The organism is Acinetobacter sp. ANC_7655, from assembly GCF_056784015.1.
This window is the reverse complement of the sequence record NZ_JBWYJB010000013.1, coordinates 35,025-50,258: the sequence shown is the minus strand read 5'-3', so window position 1 is coordinate 50,258 and position 15,234 is coordinate 35,025. Positions and strand designations below refer to the sequence as shown.

Sequence of the window (15,234 nt, the reverse complement as noted above, 5' to 3'; positions counted from 1 at the left end):
TAAAAATAGGGGCAAATTTCTCATTTTTTAAGCATTTTTTCATTTCGCCTAGTAGTAATTCAAAATACTCAGTGATAGCATGTCGGCATACCAGTTAGGCTGCTCCATGCGTTATTAACCTTACTAACGTTAGGAATAATAAAAGCACACAACAGACTAACCGGGTTTTTTGTCTCAATTTATTTTAATGAGAGTGATGCCATGTTATTCAAAAAAATTGCTATTGCTGCTGCCGTTGCTACTACTTTAGCTTTCGTTGGTTGTGCTAAAAAAACTGAAGAAGCTGCTGCTGACGCAAACGCTGCTGCATCTGAAGCTGTAGAAGCTGCTTCTGAAGCTGTTGTAGCTGCTGACGCTGCTGCTGTTGAAGCTTCTTCTGAAGTTGCTGCTCAAGCTGACGCTGCTGCTGCTGAAGCTACTGATGCTGCTGCTGAAGCTACTGACGCTGCTGCTGACGCTACTGCTGCTGCTTCTGCTGCTCAATAATCTAAAGTTTAGATTATTCGAAAAAAAGAGAACCTTTGGTTCTCTTTTTTTATGCGCTGAATTTTATGAATACGCATAAAGTTAAGAGCATAAAAAAACCTGAGCTGAGCTCAGGTTTTTTTATGTTATTTGATCAAGCGATTAATCGACTTGCTCTGTCCCTACACGCTGTCTAAACTTTTGACCAGCACGGAAGGTCACTACACGGCGAGCAGAAATAGGAATCTCCTCACCTGTTTTTGGATTACGCCCTGGACGCTGACGCTTGTCACGCAGTTCGAAATTACCAAAACCCGATAATTTGACATGTTCACCTGCAATTAATGCCTGGCTAATTTCATCAAAAAACAACTCAACCATTTGTTTAGCTTCACGACGATTTAAACTCGTCAGCTCACTCAAATGATCAGCCATTTCTGCTTTTGTTAATGCTGTCATGAGGCCCTCAATGTCGCTTGGTAAGTGTTTTCTAACACTTGTAAAATATTATCCATACCAGATTTAATTTCAGCATCCTCAAGCGTGCGACTCGGATGCTGCCATAAAAGTGCAAACGCCAATGAACGTTTACCCTCTTCTACACCTTGACCCGTATACACATCGAATAACCAAGAAGAATCAAGTAACTCTCCTCCAGTTTTTTCGATAAGTTGCTGAATTTCACTAACATTAATCTTATCACTAATTAAAACTGCAATATCACGTCTCACTGAAGGAAATCGTGATAATTCTGTAAAATTAGATACATAAGTTTGCAAAACAGACGATTGATCGAGTTCTGCTACCCATGTCGTTGCGAGATCAAGCTCATCTTCAAGCGATGGATGTAAACGACCAATATAACCAATTGATTGTCCGTCCACTAAAATTTCAGCAGATTGACCTGGATGTAACCATGAACGCTCTGAACGCACATATTCTACTTGAACTCGCCCAGCCGCCAATACAGCCTCAATTTCACCTTTAAAATCGAAGAAATCCATTGGCTGAGGTTTAGCATGCCAAGATTCCTGATTCTTCGCACCTGTTGCCACAATCGCAAGTGTAGGTATTTGCTTAAGATCATGAATACTGGTGGCTTCTTGATAATCAAAACGTAAGCCAAGCTCAAAGAAGCGTACGCGACTTTGTTGACGATTAACGTTGTATTGGACACAAGGAATTAAGCTTGAAAGTAAAGTCGAACGCATTACCGCCAAATCACTTGAAATTGGATTTGCCAATGCCAAAGGATTTACACTTGGATTTAACTGTTTTTCAAGTTTTAGATCAGCAAAACTAAAGCTGATTGCCTCTTGATAACCAAGAGCAACCAAAGTTTGACGTAATTGTGCAACTTCAAATTGATCTTGGTATTTTGCAAGTTTCACATCAATCACAGGCAAGCTGATTTGAATGTTGTCATAACCATGAATACGCGCAACCTCTTCAATTAAGTCTTGGTAGATTGCCATATCATAACGATGTGATGGCGGTACGACAGACCATTGACCTTGTGCTTTAATTGCTACCTGACAACCTAGACGTGTTAACGCATCAGTAATAAAGTCAGAGTCAACTTTATAACCAAGAAGTTGATCAACTTGCGCCTGCTCAAGCTCGATTGCTTCTCGTGTTGGTAATACTGCTGGATTTTCTGCTACCGTAATTGGACCAAATTCACCACCTGCAAGCTCAGAAATCAACTGAGATGCACGGTGCATTGCGATCATTGGAAGTTCGAAATCTACTCCACGCTCATAGCGCTGAGACGCATCTGTATGTAAACCGAAGCTACGCGCACGACCTGCGATATGAAGCGGTGCAAAGAATGCTGATTCAAGGAAGATTTCAGTCGTTGCGTCTGTCACCGATGAAGACAAGCCACCCATGATGCCCGCAATTGCTAATGCTTTTTCGTCATCTGCAATCACCATCACGTTGTCTTGCATTTCAACTTCTTGCTCATTCAAGAGAACAAGTTTTTCACCTGCAGTTGCTTGACGAACGTGTACCGCACCTTGAACTTTACCACCATCAAATGCGTGAAGCGGTTGACCCAACTCCATTAATACATAGTTGGTAATATCAACCAAGATACTGTGCTGACGGATACCAGAACGAGCCAGTGCACGCTCCATCCATTCAGGAGTTGGCGCTTTGGTGTTGACGTTTTTGATCACACGACCTAAGTAACGTGGGCAACCTTCAGTAGATACAACGACCTTCTTTTCATCAGCAATCGTTGCAGCCACTTCTTTAATTTCAGGCGCAGTCACGGGAAGTTGGTTAATCACACCAATTTCACGTGCAATCCCACGAATACTGAAACAGTCACCACGGTTTGGTGTGATACTAATATCAATCACGTTGTCATCAAGGTCTAGATATTCACGTACGTTTACACCGACTGGCGCGTCCGCGGGAAGCTCGAGTAGACCGTCGATTTTATCTTCTAAATCAATTTCAGATGCACCGCACAGCATACCCTGTGATTCAACACCACGAAGCTTACCTTTTTTGATTTTAAAATCACCTGGCAATACTGCACCGATGGTTGCTACGGGTGCTTTCATTCCTGCACGTACATTAGGTGCACCACAGACGATTTGTAATGGTTCACCCACACCAATGTTGACAGTCGTTACACGTAAACGATCTGCATCTGGGTGCTGTTCTACCGTAAGTACTTCACCTACAACCACACCTGTAAATGGTTTTGCAGCAGGAGATAAATCATCTACCTCAAGGCCAAGCATGGTCAGTTGGTCAGATAAAGTATCGCTATCGATGGCTGGGTTAACCCATGTGCGTAGCCAATTTTCGCTAATTTTCATTGATATAAAACCTGTAATTCAAATCTCTAGAATCCTCCCTCTAACCCCCTTTGCTAAGGGAGAGAACCCCAAATGATTCTGTGGAGTTCCTCAAGTTAGGAGAGGATTTAATAAAAAGTTTTAAGCAAACTGGCGTAAGAAACGCACATCATTTTGGTAGAACATACGCAAGTCGTTTATGCCATAACGAAGCATTGCAAAACGTTCAACACCTAAACCAAATGCAAAGCCTTTGTACTTGTCTGGATCAATACCCGCTGAACGAAGAACATTTGGATGTACCATGCCACAACCTAATACTTCTAACCATTTTCCTCGCTCATCCATGATGTCGACTTCAGCACTTGGTTCTGTGAATGGGAAGTAAGATGGGCGGAAACGTACTTTCAAGTCTTTTTCAAAGAACTCATTCAGCAAATTAACCAATAATCCTTTTAACTCAGCAAAGCTCGTATTTTCTGCAACGTACAAACCTTCAATCTGGTGGAACATCGGAGAATGTGTTTGGTCTGAGTCACAGCGATACACACGACCTGGACATACAATACGAATTGGTGGTTGCTGTGTTTCCATCGTTCGAATCTGTACACCAGAGGTATGCGTACGAAGCAAATGGTTTACATCGAAGTAAAAGGTATCGTGCATTGCACGCGCAGGGTGATGACCAGGAATATTTAATGCCTCAAAGTTGTGATAGTCATCTTCAACCTCTGGACCAGTCGCAACAGAAAAACCTGCTTTCGTGAAGAATTGACAAATACGCTCTTGTACTTGGGTCACTGGGTGGATACTGCCCACCTGTTGACCACGACCAGGCAACGTGATGTCGATCTGTTCACTTGCTAATTTTTGTTCTAGTGCAGCTTTTTGTAATGCAGTTTGACGCTCAGTTAATGCGCCATTAATCGCTTCTCGAACTGAATGAATCTGCGCACCAAAAACCTTACGCTCTTCCGGATCCATTTTACCCAGTGCTTTCGATTGTTCAGCAAGCTGGCTTTTCTTACCCGTAAATTGCACTCGAACCTGATCGAGTGTTGCAAGGTCTTGAGCTGCTGCAATGGCAGCGAGCGCTTCAGTGGTCAGGGCTTCCAGTGACATAGTAACTCTCAAAGCAACAAATATAAAAAATAATATAACTGCGCATTCTAACAGCTTTTATAGCTCCGTATGAAGATCAGCAAGTGTTAAAATTGGATGTGGAATTAAATTGGAAATTACATTTATAAAAAGTTTAAGATATGCGCAATGATCATTGAGAAGATATGTCATGGCATTAGATCAAATTTGGAAACAACAGCTCACACTCGTGACTTACGGCAATGAGTTTTTAAGTCAGGATTTAAGTTTTCAACACTGGAAAAATCATGCGATTTTTAATCAGCACCATTTCCTTTTTCGAGATTTAAATACGCAACACTTATTGGCACAACATTTCCAAGTTTGGTTAGAAAGCTTAAAACGTCAGGGTGTCACACGCTTAAGCCTACATAACTCAAGTTTATTAATCGATGAAAAAAATCCCAATCCAAATGTTGAGCTTTTACCATATCCCCATTTCATTGTCAGTCATCACCGCAATGTAAAAACAGCATGGATCTGTGGTAAAGAACTTGCCGAATGGTATAGTTCTGAACAAGACTTCGACATACCAAACAACCAAACACTCCCTGCACGAATTGAAACATTTTGGCGTTTTGATCTATCCACCCAACATATCAAACGTGTTGAGGCAGATCTTCAAGCACCTAATTGGAATGATATTCACGACTACACAGAGAATGAGCTGTTCGATCGCGCATTAGCACAAGGGGTGGAATCCGTTAAACGTGGCGCAATCTTTTATGGTACTGACGATCAATCACCCTCCAACGCTGGAGCTGCCTTACCATTACTGCCACAAGATTATGCAGCACCTTATGCCAATGAAACCTTAGTGCGTTTCATGCATCTAGAACAACATTTAAAGATTCAAAAACGAAAGCTTTTGGAGCAAGATCATCAAGAATCTCTTGAGGAAGAAAAACAACTGAAGGTATTTCAACAAAAGTTAGATGACCTGAGTGCAAAATTCATTACTAAAGTAGCAAATCACTATAAAACTGCTCATTTAAAAAGCCCCGAAATTCACTCCCCTTTGGATGAAGCCTTAACACATACTCAACATGGAAAACGCTTTTTCAACAATGATTCCAGTTCTCACCAACCCACACCTAAAACAGGTAAATCAAATGTGTTTGCCCTCATTTTAGTCACTGCAATAATCTGTTTCTGCGCTTACTATTTTGGACTGTGATGTTTTAAAAATTCATCTAATTCTTCAGTTTTATGAAAATGTAGCCACTTTATATGATGATATTGAGTGGCATTCATCATCTGCAAATATTTAAGTCTATTTTTCCCATGTGTTTGGACTACCCACAATATTATTGAGTCTTTACTTAACAATTTCGCCCAATGTTCTCTATTGTTAGAATTTTTCCATATTTTCTTTTGGCTAATCACACGGTATAGCGACCTCTTAATCACACGATAAAGATTTACGCGTAGTGAAAAATCCAACCACATCACAGTGTCGATCTCACTTAAGATTAAATTTTGAATCAGAGAATAATTACCATCAATCACGAAGCCCTTATTCATAGACCTAACACGATTTATAAATTTTTCTTGAAATTCTATTGAAGATGACTCAGTCCAGTTATCCAACCAAAAGAGATTATCAAGTTCAATATGATCGACTTGCAGTTGAACAGCCAACTTACGTGCAAAGGTTGTTTTCCCAGATGCTGCTGTACCGACGACCATAATTTTATTCATACCAATCTCTTGGCTTTATTTGGTCGTAAACAATGAAAATAAAAAAGACCGCTAAAAAGCGGTCTTTTTCTCATCTACGATGATTAAGCAGCTAATGCGCCTTTAGCTTTTTCAGCTAAAGCAGCAAATGCAACTGCATCATGCATAGCGATGTCAGCAAGTACGCGACGGTCGATGATCACTTGAGCTTTTTTCAAGCCATCGATCATACGGCTGTACGACAAACCATTTTGACGTGCACCAGCATTGATACGCGCAATCCATAAAGCACGGAATTGACGTTTCTTTTGACGACGGTCACGGTAAGCATATTGACCTGCTTTGATTACCGCTTGGAACGCTACGCGGTAAACACGTGAACGAGCACCATAGTAACCTTTAGCGCGAGCAAGAATTTTTTTGTGACGGCGATGAGCCTGTACACCACGTTTTACACGAGCCATTTATAATCTCCTTAGATGTACGGGCACATACGACGAACTGAAGCAACGTCACTTACGTGAACCATTACACAGCCGCGCAATTGACGAATACGCTTAGCAGATTTTTTGGTCAAAATGTGGCGTTTGAACGCTTGTTTACGCTTAAAACCGTTAGCAGTCGCTTTGAAGCGTTTTGCTGCACCACGGCGAGTTTTCATCTTAGGCATAACAACCTCTTTTGAACACCTGTTCGGCTCGTTTGCACCATTACAATACGACCTGCAGGTAAGGGAGCGAGTATTCTATAGCATCTTTGCGCAAAACAAAAGCACCGTTAATCTTGATTCAGACAAATTAATCTTGATGAGTTTTACTCTACGAAAATTTAGAACAAACCAAGATACACCCAGTAAATAAATAGATACCGACCTGTTTTCGCTATACCCACCACGAAGATAAATTTCCAGAATTTTTCTTTCAAAATTCCTGCAATTAAGGTGATTGGATCACCAATGATAGGCACCCAACTTAAAAGAAGTGACCATGTACCATACTGCTGATAAGCCCGTTGAGCACGAATCATGTGATCTGACTTAAATGGAAACCACTTTTTGTTTTTAAACTGCTCTATTTTTAAGCCCAACCACCAATTGACGCATGAACCCATCACATTCGCTACACTTGCAACAAAAATAAGCATCCACGGCGAAAATTGTTTTAAAGCAAATGACCCCAACAATACTGCTTCGGACTGTAAGGGCAATAAAGTGGCGGCTCCAAAGGCACTTAAAAACAATAAAATCAGATTCATTTACTGGACTTGTTCGCCGCTAAAAGTTTCTGCGTTTTGCGATATTCTTTTATCGACCAAGCAATTGCCAACACTACTATGATGGCACGTAGCACCGTATATTTATTCGTTATCGCTGGAATCACCTGTTTTAATTGATCCCTAGAATCTGGTTCGATTGCTGCAATGATATTTTGCACATGAAATATTTCGACGATATAAGAAGCAACACAGAGTAAAATACCAGCAATAATTGCCCAGTATACTTTTGAATTAGATTCAACAATTTTGCTGAAATTTAAAAAAAAATCCTTCATGGCAGTTCTCCATAAAAAAACCACCAAATGGTGGTTTAGATGTATAGAGTTTAGCACACTTAAATCCGTGATCTACTTTAGTAGTGCAAGCGCCTTTTGTACCGCTGGTCTCTGTTGGATACGTTGAATATAAGCTTCCACTTCAGGAAACTCTGCTAAATGAATACTTTGCCACTCGTGCCGCATCAACCAAGGGAAAATTGCCATATCCGCAATAGAGTACTCACCAGCCACATAGTCTTGCCCAACTAACTGCTTATTGAGCACCCCATATAATCTTTTAGTTTCTGTAATGTAGCGCTCGATCGCATAAGGGATTTTCTCTTTAGCAAATTTAGCAAAATGATGATTTTGACCTAACATCGGTCCTAGACCACCCATTTGCCACATCAACCATTGTTCAACCTGAATCCTCGCGATTTCGTGCTGAGGATAGAATTGTCCCGTTTTACGTCCTAAATATTGCAGTATTGCACCAGACTCGAAAATCGAAATCGATTGATTATTCGGTCCATTTTGATCAACTATCGCAGGAATTTTATTATTAGGAGAGATCGCAAGAAAGTCAGTTTGGAACTGATCATTTTCTAATATATTGATTGGATAGATTTGATAATCTAAAGCCATTTCTTCGAGTGCAATTGTTATTTTTAATCCGTTGGGTGTTCCCCAGTAATATAAATCGATCATTACAGTTCAGGCTCCATATGCCCTTTGTTGATTGATTTATCCACCATAAATCATTTCAGACCAAACAACAAGGATAGAAATTCTTTATTTATAAGTTATAAAAAATCAATTATTTATAAAATATTTTAAAAATTTTTTGAATTTATTATTGAAAAATTTCGGTCTGAACCTATATAAAAACTTGCCAGATTTATGATGATCATCTGGTTCTGTTGATGATAGTCATGACAGAACAACATTCTTATTTTTATGACTTTGCTGACCTCAGGAGGTTTTAATCATGAGTAACTTAAATCTTCATCCATTGTTTCGTCGTAGCATTGGTTTTGATCGTTTAAACGATTTTATTGATTATGCAATGCAAAGTGATGCTCCAAACTACCCACCTTATAACATTGAAAAAAAAGGTGAGAATAAATATCGCATCGTGGTCGCTACTGCAGGCTTTAGTCAAGATGAGTTAAATATCAGTCTTGAAAATCAGCTTCTCTCGATCACAGGAAAACCAGAAGCTATTCAATCTGAACAAACCGAATATCTTCATAAAGGAATTGCGCGTCGTTCATTTAAATTATCGCTTCGCTTAGATGAACATATTGAAGTTCAACAAGCAGATTATGAAAATGGCTTATTAGTGATCGACTTAGAGCGTATCATTCCAGAAGAGAAATTACCTCGACAAATTCCAATTGGCAAAAAACTTCTGTTAGAAAATACAGAGTCTACTGAAAAAACAGTTCATGTCGAATAAAGCATCGAACTTAATGAGTCACAAAAAAAGCCGATGCAAAAGTATCGGCTTTTTTTATAGATCAAATCTAAAGGTACTTTGAGCAACGAATTTCCTGATGTGCTGATGTGCTGATGTGCTGATGTGCAATATAAAAAATCCTTTTTGGGTCATCTTTCAAGGCAGTAAACACTCTAAACCTATTCAGTTTTACCATCCATCTAGAATTTTCTATGCATAAGTACGAGTTTACCTGTCGAAATAATTAAATTTTTTACTCAAGCCACAAAATGATTCGAGAAGTTTAAAATATAAGTTTATTAGACTTCACTAAAGTACTGCCTGATGGAAATATTCAACTGATGATTTATACCCCAACTACAGTCGTTCCTCTCTTTACTAACTCAGGATGTACCTATATCCCTTCAATCAACATATAAAAAAGCCCTGCATGTGCAGGGCTTTTTCTCTAAATCGGTTTTACTTTTTCTTTTTAGGACCAAGTAACATACCCATTTGACGGCCTTCCATTTTTGGTGCTTGTTCCACTACACCGATTTCAGCCACATCAGCTTCAATCTTTTGTAATTGAGCAAGACCCAATTGTTGGTGAGCCATCTCACGACCACGAAAACGTAGAGTAATTTTAACTTTGTTGCCTTCTTCAAGGAATTTCAGAATAGCACGCAACTTAACATTGTAATCACCAACGTCTGTACCAGGACGCAACTTGATCTCTTTAACCTGAACTTGATGCTGCTTTTTCTTAGCATCTTTTTGCTTTTGCTTCAGATCAAATAAATGCTTGTTGTAATCCATGATTTTACAAACAGGCGGCTCTGCATTCGCAACGATCTCAACGAGGTCAAGATCAACTTCTTCTGCAGCACGCAACGCTTCAGCAAGTGAAACGATGCCTTTTTGTTCTCCGTCAGCGCCAACGAGACGCACTTCTTTCGCACGAATCTCATCATTTAATGCAGGACGATTGCTTTTAGCACCTTGTTGTTGGTTACGGTCAGGCTGTTTAATCTTTCTTACTCCACAATATACCGGCCGCGTTCGGCTACGGCTACTTTCACTAAGTCAACGAATGCATCGATAGACATAGTACCTAAATTTGTTCCAGAGCGAGTACGTACATTCACTGTACCTTCCTCTACTTCTCGATCCCCAAGCACCAATAGGTATGGAATACGCTCTAAAGTACGCTCACGAATCTTAAAGCCGATTTTCTCATTTCTCAAGTCTGAAATCGCTCGAATGCCATTTTCTTGCAATTTAGCGACGACTGACTGACAAGCATCTGCTTGAGAATCGGTAATATTCATCACACATGCTTGAATTGGTGCCAACCATGGTGGCATAAATCCAGCGTAGTGTTCAATAAGTATACCAATAAAACGTTCAAAACTGCCAAGAATTGCACGATGAAGCATCACAGGATGATCACGATCGTTGTCTTCAGTGACATAAGATGCATCTAAACGTAATGGCAAGTTAAAATCGCATTGGATTGTACCGCACTGCCAGATACGACCTAAACAATCTTTCAAAGAAAATTCAATTTTAGGACCGTAGAACGCACCCTCACCAGGTTGTAAATCCCAAGCGAGACCTGCTGCATCCAGTGCGTCAGCTAAAGATTTTTCAGCAACATCCCAAAGCTTATCATCCCCTACACGCTTTTCTGGACGTGTTGAGAGTTTCATTTGCACTTCTTCAAAACCGAAATCTTTATAAACATCTAAAGTCAGTTTGATAAAGTCAGCAACTTCTTGACCAATTTGCTCAGTTGTACAGAAAATGTGTGCGTCATCTTGGGTGAAACCACGAACACGCATAATCCCATGTAATGAACCCGATGGTTCGTTACGGTGACATGAACCAAATTCAGCAAGACGAATTGGTAAATCACGGTAAGATTTTAAACCTTGGTTAAACACTTGAACATGACATGGGCAGTTCATTGGTTTAACGGCATAGTTACGGTTTTCAGAATGTGTAGTAAACATGTTTTCTGCATAGTTTGCAGCATGTCCTGATTTTTCCCACAGACTAAAATCGACCACCTGAGGTGTGCGAATCTCTTGATAACCATTGTCCTGCTGAACTTTACGCATGTATTGTTCTAAAACTTGATAGATCGTCCAGCCATTTGGATGCCAGAACACCATGCCTGGTGCTTCTTCTTGCATGTGGAACAGATCAAGCGCTTTACCAATTTTACGGTGGTCACGCTTTTCAGCTTCTTCAATACGTTTGATATAAGCAGCCAACTGCTTCTTATCCGCCCAAGCCGTACCATAAATACGTTGAAGTTGTTCGTTTTTCGCATCACCACGCCAGTAAGCACCTGACATCTTCGTCAACTTAAATGACTTTAAGAATTTAGTGTTTGGTACGTGTGGACCACGACACATATCCACATATTCTTGATGATAATAAAGACCCATTTGAGTCTCATCTGGCATATCTTCGATGAGGCGTAATTTATAATCTTCACCACGCTCAGTGAATACTTTGATCACTTCATCACGAGGTGTCATCTTTTTAATGACATCATAATCTTGATCGATGAGCTTTTTCATACGCTCTTCGATGGCAGCCATATCATCTGGTGTAAATGGTTTTTCACTGTAGATATCGTAATAGAAACCATCTTCAATGACAGGTCCAATCACCATCTTTGCTTCGGGGAAAAGCTGCTTCACTGCGTGACCAACTAAATGGGCACAAGAGTGACGAATAATTTCAACACCTTCATCATCTTTAGGCGTAATGATCTGCAACGTGGCATCATCAGTGATTAAGTCACATGCATCAACTAGATGGCCGTTTACACGACCTGCAACCGTATTTTTTGCAAGACCTGGACCGATGCTTTGAGCAACTTCCATGACAGAGACAGCTTGATCAAATTGTTTTTGATCGCCGTTTGGCAAAGTAATAATTGGCATAAAAAATCCTTAAGGAGTGATGCCCCGTACAATGGAGCATGTCACCGCGAGATTATGATCGAGGCGAACCTCAAAAGATAAAAACGGTGGATAAATAAAATCGCTAGAGATTTTACACGTGTCACGTTGTTTAATAAACCGTTAATCGAGCATTAGGCGATAGCAGTTTTAATTGTGACAAAAATAGTTAAAATATATTCCCAATTTAATATTTAAACCAATATTATCCCAATTATAGAAAAATAATCTTTTATACTTTCTATTAGATGATCAACATACTTTTAAACAAATAAATATAACCCACTGAAATCATTAGGCAGGTCATATGAAATCTCACCCACTAATTGCTTGGTCTACACTCCAGCCGCTTAAACCCGCATATGCTTTAGCAGCCAATGTGGATCTTGTTGTTCTTCGTCTTGAAGATCATGATGAAGAAAAAGTCGTAGTCATGTATGGTCGTTGTCAGCATCGCGGAGCACTCATGTCCGATGCCCATATTCAAGGCGACAAAATTGTATGTGGCCTTCACGGCTCTCATTACATCTATAAAACTGGCATTAACCCGAGATATCTCAATAAAAATCTGCAAAAATTTAAAGCTTGGATTCATGATGATCATGTCTATGTTGACTTAGAAGAAATCGAAGCTTGGGAAAAAAGAAATCCACAGCAATTCAACCGTGATCGTTATCAAGGACTCTACGCAGATTCTCAGCCTGCTCCTGAAGAGCCACACAATAGATTCATCTTAGAATTAGCTCGAAATGGTCTAAAAAATTTCGGTCATCATGGTCCTACCGCAGCCATGGGTGTGCCTTTTGACAAACTTCCAAAATGGGAAGATATTCAACTGGTCACAGCTCAACTTTGGAAAGTTCCTCTACTGGATGATGCCCCCGTTGCAAGCGAAGTGATTATTGGACCAAATGCAAAAAAACCATTGAGACTCAATATTCCATTATTTGTTTCCGACATGAGTTTTGGAGCTTTATCGCAAGAAGCAAAAACTGCACTGGCAATGGGTGCGGAAATGGCAGGTACTGGCATCTGTTCTGGTGAAGGTGGAATGTTAGATGATGAACAAGCCTCGAATTCACGATATTTTTACGAGTTGGCCTCTGGTCGTTTTGGCTATGACATTGAAAAAGTAAAAAAATGCCAAGCTTTTCACTTTAAAGGTGGACAGGCAGCAAAAACAGGAACAGGCGGACATCTACCCGGGCATAAAGTGGTCGGAAAAATTGCAGAAGTACGTGGTTTAGAAGAAGGACAATCTGCGATTTCTCCCGCAACCTTTCCGGATTGGACTGAACTTTCACAGTACAAGGAGTTTGCAAACTATATACGCGAGCAGACAGGTGGCATTCCGATTGGCTTTAAACTGTCTGCACAGCATATTGAAAAAGACATTGATGCTGCGATTGCGATAGGTGTGGACTACATTATTTTAGATGGTCGTGGTGGTGGTACAGGTGCAGCACCAACATTATTCCGTGACAATATTTCAGTGCCGACCATTCCTGCTTTAGCACGGGCACGTCGTCATTTAGATCGTTTAGGACGTCGTGACATTAGTTTGGTCATTACAGGTGGCTTACGTGTCCCTGCTGATTTTATTAAAGCCTTAGCGCTGGGTGCAGATGCCATTGCCGTGTCTAACTCTGCCATGCAGGCAATTGGTTGTTTGGGAATGCGCGCGTGTAATACAAATGAATGCTCTGTCGGTATTGCAACACAAAAAGATCATTTGCGTCGAAGACTCGAAATAGAAAAATCAGCACAGCAACTCGCCAACTTCTTCAATGCTTCAGTCGAGTTGATGCAAGTAATGGCGCGTGCTTGTGGGCATGACCATTTAAGTAAATTTAATTTGGATGACTTAACCACTTGGAAAAAAGAAATCAGTGAATTAACGGGCATCCATTACGGCGGCGTCCAATAAATTTCAAACCAATGCTAAAAAGGGATGATTAACTTCATCCCTTTTTTTCTTTTAATCACTACTCTCTAAAATTTTCCCAAGGTTCAAATCTACTCGTTTCCAAATCAGATGAATTCCACTCATTTTCTTTTCGATAAAGGTACGTGCGATTGAACTGCGGGATGACCACCTCACTCTGGCTCGGTCGAATAAATACATAGTCATCAGGATGGATATCAATTTTACGATCGACACAAATCATTTCCTGGTTGGTGCTTCGTCCATACAATAAATGAGGATGAGATTTTGCTGGATAAACATATTGACCCATCCAATAGCCACCGTAGATAAAAACCGCTTGATGCTTCTGAAAGAATTTTATTTTTTTAAATGAAGGTATCCCTGGCAATGAGACTTCGTCTAATACTTTCAGTACGGGACTCGCAATATATAAAGCGGGTTTAAGCAAAGAAAGATGTTCAGAATCAAAATCGCTGGGCTTTAGCAACATTGAGCCAAATGACAGATCATTACACACACTATGTTTCACGTGAAAACTAAAGGTTGGACTTCCTCCTCCGTTAAAACACAGCTGAGCATGATTTAAATCTGGGAATTGGTGTTTTAAGATGTGCTGATAATTTTGATAAATATGTTGAGACTCAGCATAAGCTGTTTCTGGACGCTTCACCATCTTAGGTAGTTTAGTAACATGCGCATCGTAGCCCATTAAACCACTCAAATTTAGCGTTTTTTGATGCTGCTGAATATAATTGAGCATTTGTATAAATTCAGCAGAATTTTGAACGCCTCCACGATGTAATCCCACATCAATTTCAAGATTGATATTGAAGCTAAATCCCAGTTGATCAGCCAAGGCATGATATTGTTGCAAACGAGCAAAGGAATCAATTAACCAATGTATCTTGCATTTGATTGGCGTGTGATGGTTTTGATAAAACCTTTCTACTGCACGAATTGGCATCGGCTTGCCAAAGAGTAAATCAGCTTGATCAAAATGATTGAACATCAATTGTAAGTGATCAATATGAAATACCATAAAGTGTTGGGTGTCTAAATCGAAACTTAGCTTTTTTAACAAAGGCAAACAAGCCAAAGATTTAACGACTAACCGCGGTTTTAAGTGCTTTGCCGAAGCTAGCTGCTGTTTTACATAAGCAATATTAAAGTTTAATGCATCGTCATCGATCAAGAGCATAGGTTGACCTAAACCATGTGCCCGCAAATCATCATTCATTTGATTAAAAAAACTATTCAT

General features: G+C 40.0%; 16 protein-coding genes. 4 read left to right on the top strand and 12 right to left on the bottom strand.

All coding sequences use genetic code 11. The annotated features are described in order from the left end of the window. The first annotated feature begins 201 nt into the window (after positions 1-201). Complete coding sequence (locus AC1M9N_RS12645; RefSeq protein ID WP_035268570.1) at positions 202-486, top strand: hypothetical protein; 285 nt, start codon at positions 202-204, stop codon at positions 484-486. Positions 487-627: 141 nt separating this feature from the next. Here AC1M9N_RS12645 and AC1M9N_RS12640 read toward each other — a convergent pair whose 3' ends face one another. The 3 genes from AC1M9N_RS12640 to pheS form a co-directional block, all read right to left on the bottom strand. Next, positions 628-924, bottom strand: a complete 297-nt coding sequence (locus AC1M9N_RS12640; protein WP_035265376.1) for an integration host factor subunit alpha — start codon at positions 922-924, stop codon at positions 628-630. Further along, entirely contained in the window at positions 921-3,302 is a 2,382-nt protein-coding gene (gene pheT, locus AC1M9N_RS12635) for a phenylalanine--tRNA ligase subunit beta (RefSeq protein WP_481610015.1), read from the bottom strand. Before pheT ends, AC1M9N_RS12640 begins: the two co-directional genes overlap by 4 nt. A 120-nt stretch (positions 3,303-3,422) precedes the next feature. Further along, positions 3,423-4,403, bottom strand: coding sequence for a phenylalanine--tRNA ligase subunit alpha (gene pheS, locus AC1M9N_RS12630; RefSeq protein WP_035265373.1), 981 nt, complete (start codon positions 4,401-4,403; stop codon positions 3,423-3,425). 169 nt (positions 4,404-4,572) lie between these two features. Between pheS and AC1M9N_RS12625 the strand changes: the two genes are divergently transcribed. Beyond that, positions 4,573-5,598 (top strand): hypothetical protein, encoded by a 1,026-nt coding sequence (locus tag AC1M9N_RS12625; protein WP_035265371.1) that lies wholly within the window; start codon positions 4,573-4,575, stop codon positions 5,596-5,598. On the opposite strand, the gene AC1M9N_RS12620 is transcribed toward AC1M9N_RS12625, so the two are convergent. The 6 genes from AC1M9N_RS12620 to AC1M9N_RS12595 form a co-directional block, all read right to left on the bottom strand. Then, entirely contained in the window at positions 5,583-6,122 is a 540-nt protein-coding gene (locus AC1M9N_RS12620) for a P-loop NTPase family protein (RefSeq protein WP_481954851.1), read from the bottom strand. The genes AC1M9N_RS12625 and AC1M9N_RS12620 overlap by 16 nt on opposite strands. 83 nt (positions 6,123-6,205) lie before the next feature. Next, positions 6,206-6,565 carry a 50S ribosomal protein L20 gene (gene rplT, locus AC1M9N_RS12615; RefSeq protein ID WP_004867327.1) on the bottom strand — a complete coding sequence of 120 codons (360 nt, stop codon included), beginning with the start codon at positions 6,563-6,565 and terminating at the stop codon, positions 6,206-6,208. Positions 6,566-6,576: 11 nt separating this feature from the next. Next, positions 6,577-6,771, bottom strand: a complete 195-nt coding sequence (rpmI, locus tag AC1M9N_RS12610) for a 50S ribosomal protein L35 (RefSeq protein ID WP_004278281.1) — start codon at positions 6,769-6,771, stop codon at positions 6,577-6,579. 158 nt (positions 6,772-6,929) lie between these two features. Further along, positions 6,930-7,355, bottom strand: coding sequence for a YqaA family protein (locus AC1M9N_RS12605; RefSeq protein WP_481610013.1), 426 nt, complete (start codon positions 7,353-7,355; stop codon positions 6,930-6,932). Then, the gene (locus AC1M9N_RS12600; protein WP_092768345.1) at positions 7,352-7,651 is read right to left on the bottom strand and encodes a hypothetical protein; all 300 of its coding nucleotides are present in this window, start codon (positions 7,649-7,651) and stop codon (positions 7,352-7,354) included. Before AC1M9N_RS12600 ends, AC1M9N_RS12605 begins: the two co-directional genes overlap by 4 nt. 72 nt (positions 7,652-7,723) lie before the next feature. Continuing rightward, complete coding sequence (locus AC1M9N_RS12595; RefSeq protein WP_035265364.1) at positions 7,724-8,341, bottom strand: glutathione S-transferase family protein; 618 nt, start codon at positions 8,339-8,341, stop codon at positions 7,724-7,726. A 280-nt stretch (positions 8,342-8,621) separates the two neighbouring features. Here AC1M9N_RS12595 and AC1M9N_RS12590 point away from each other — a divergent pair, with 280 nt between their 5' ends. Next, on the top strand, positions 8,622-9,092 hold the full coding sequence (locus AC1M9N_RS12590; protein ID WP_179998611.1) for an Hsp20 family protein: 471 nt from the start codon (positions 8,622-8,624) through the stop codon (positions 9,090-9,092). Between the two features lie 459 nt (positions 9,093-9,551). On the opposite strand, the gene infC is transcribed toward AC1M9N_RS12590, so the two are convergent. Then, complete coding sequence (infC, locus tag AC1M9N_RS12585) at positions 9,552-10,103, bottom strand: translation initiation factor IF-3 (RefSeq protein WP_081403231.1); 552 nt, start codon at positions 10,101-10,103, stop codon at positions 9,552-9,554. A 5-nt stretch (positions 10,104-10,108) separates the two neighbouring features. After that, positions 10,109-12,031 carry a threonine--tRNA ligase gene (gene thrS, locus AC1M9N_RS12580; RefSeq protein WP_092768341.1) on the bottom strand — a complete coding sequence of 641 codons (1,923 nt, stop codon included), beginning with the start codon at positions 12,029-12,031 and terminating at the stop codon, positions 10,109-10,111. Positions 12,032-12,356: 325 nt separating this feature from the next. On the opposite strand from thrS, the gene AC1M9N_RS12575 reads away from it, so the two are divergent. Further along, positions 12,357-13,976: a glutamate synthase-related protein gene (locus AC1M9N_RS12575; RefSeq protein ID WP_481591528.1), complete on the top strand. Its 1,620-nt coding sequence runs from the start codon at positions 12,357-12,359 to the stop codon at positions 13,974-13,976. Between the two features lie 58 nt (positions 13,977-14,034). On the opposite strand, the gene AC1M9N_RS12570 is transcribed toward AC1M9N_RS12575, so the two are convergent. Next, entirely contained in the window at positions 14,035-15,234 is a 1,200-nt protein-coding gene (locus tag AC1M9N_RS12570) for an alanine racemase (protein WP_481587549.1), read from the bottom strand.

What these genes read in the sequence shown, in the direction of transcription:
- AC1M9N_RS12645 (WP_035268570.1), top strand. Translation starts at nt 202, where the DNA reads ATGTTATTCAAAAAAATTGCTATTGCTGCTGCCGTTGCTACTACTTTA.
- AC1M9N_RS12640 (WP_035265376.1), bottom strand. Translation starts at nt 924, where the DNA reads ATGACAGCATTAACAAAAGCAGAAATGGCTGATCATTTGAGTGAGCTG.
- pheT (WP_481610015.1), bottom strand. Translation starts at nt 3,302, where the DNA reads ATGAAAATTAGCGAAAATTGGCTACGCACATGGGTTAACCCAGCCATC.
- pheS (WP_035265373.1), bottom strand. Translation starts at nt 4,403, where the DNA reads ATGTCACTGGAAGCCCTGACCACTGAAGCGCTCGCTGCCATTGCAGCA.
- AC1M9N_RS12625 (WP_035265371.1), top strand. Translation starts at nt 4,573, where the DNA reads ATGGCATTAGATCAAATTTGGAAACAACAGCTCACACTCGTGACTTAC.
- AC1M9N_RS12620 (WP_481954851.1), bottom strand. Translation starts at nt 6,122, where the DNA reads ATGAATAAAATTATGGTCGTCGGTACAGCAGCATCTGGGAAAACAACC.
- rplT (WP_004867327.1), bottom strand. Translation starts at nt 6,565, where the DNA reads ATGGCTCGTGTAAAACGTGGTGTACAGGCTCATCGCCGTCACAAAAAA.
- rpmI (WP_004278281.1), bottom strand. Translation starts at nt 6,771, where the DNA reads ATGCCTAAGATGAAAACTCGCCGTGGTGCAGCAAAACGCTTCAAAGCG.
- AC1M9N_RS12605 (WP_481610013.1), bottom strand. Translation starts at nt 7,355, where the DNA reads ATGAATCTGATTTTATTGTTTTTAAGTGCCTTTGGAGCCGCCACTTTA.
- AC1M9N_RS12600 (WP_092768345.1), bottom strand. Translation starts at nt 7,651, where the DNA reads ATGAAGGATTTTTTTTTAAATTTCAGCAAAATTGTTGAATCTAATTCA.
- AC1M9N_RS12595 (WP_035265364.1), bottom strand. Translation starts at nt 8,341, where the DNA reads ATGATCGATTTATATTACTGGGGAACACCCAACGGATTAAAAATAACA.
- AC1M9N_RS12590 (WP_179998611.1), top strand. Translation starts at nt 8,622, where the DNA reads ATGAGTAACTTAAATCTTCATCCATTGTTTCGTCGTAGCATTGGTTTT.
- thrS (WP_092768341.1), bottom strand. Translation starts at nt 12,031, where the DNA reads ATGCCAATTATTACTTTGCCAAACGGCGATCAAAAACAATTTGATCAA.
- AC1M9N_RS12575 (WP_481591528.1), top strand. Translation starts at nt 12,357, where the DNA reads ATGAAATCTCACCCACTAATTGCTTGGTCTACACTCCAGCCGCTTAAA.
- AC1M9N_RS12570 (WP_481587549.1), bottom strand. Translation starts at nt 15,234, where the DNA reads ATGAATAGTTTTTTTAATCAAATGAATGATGATTTGCGGGCACATGGT.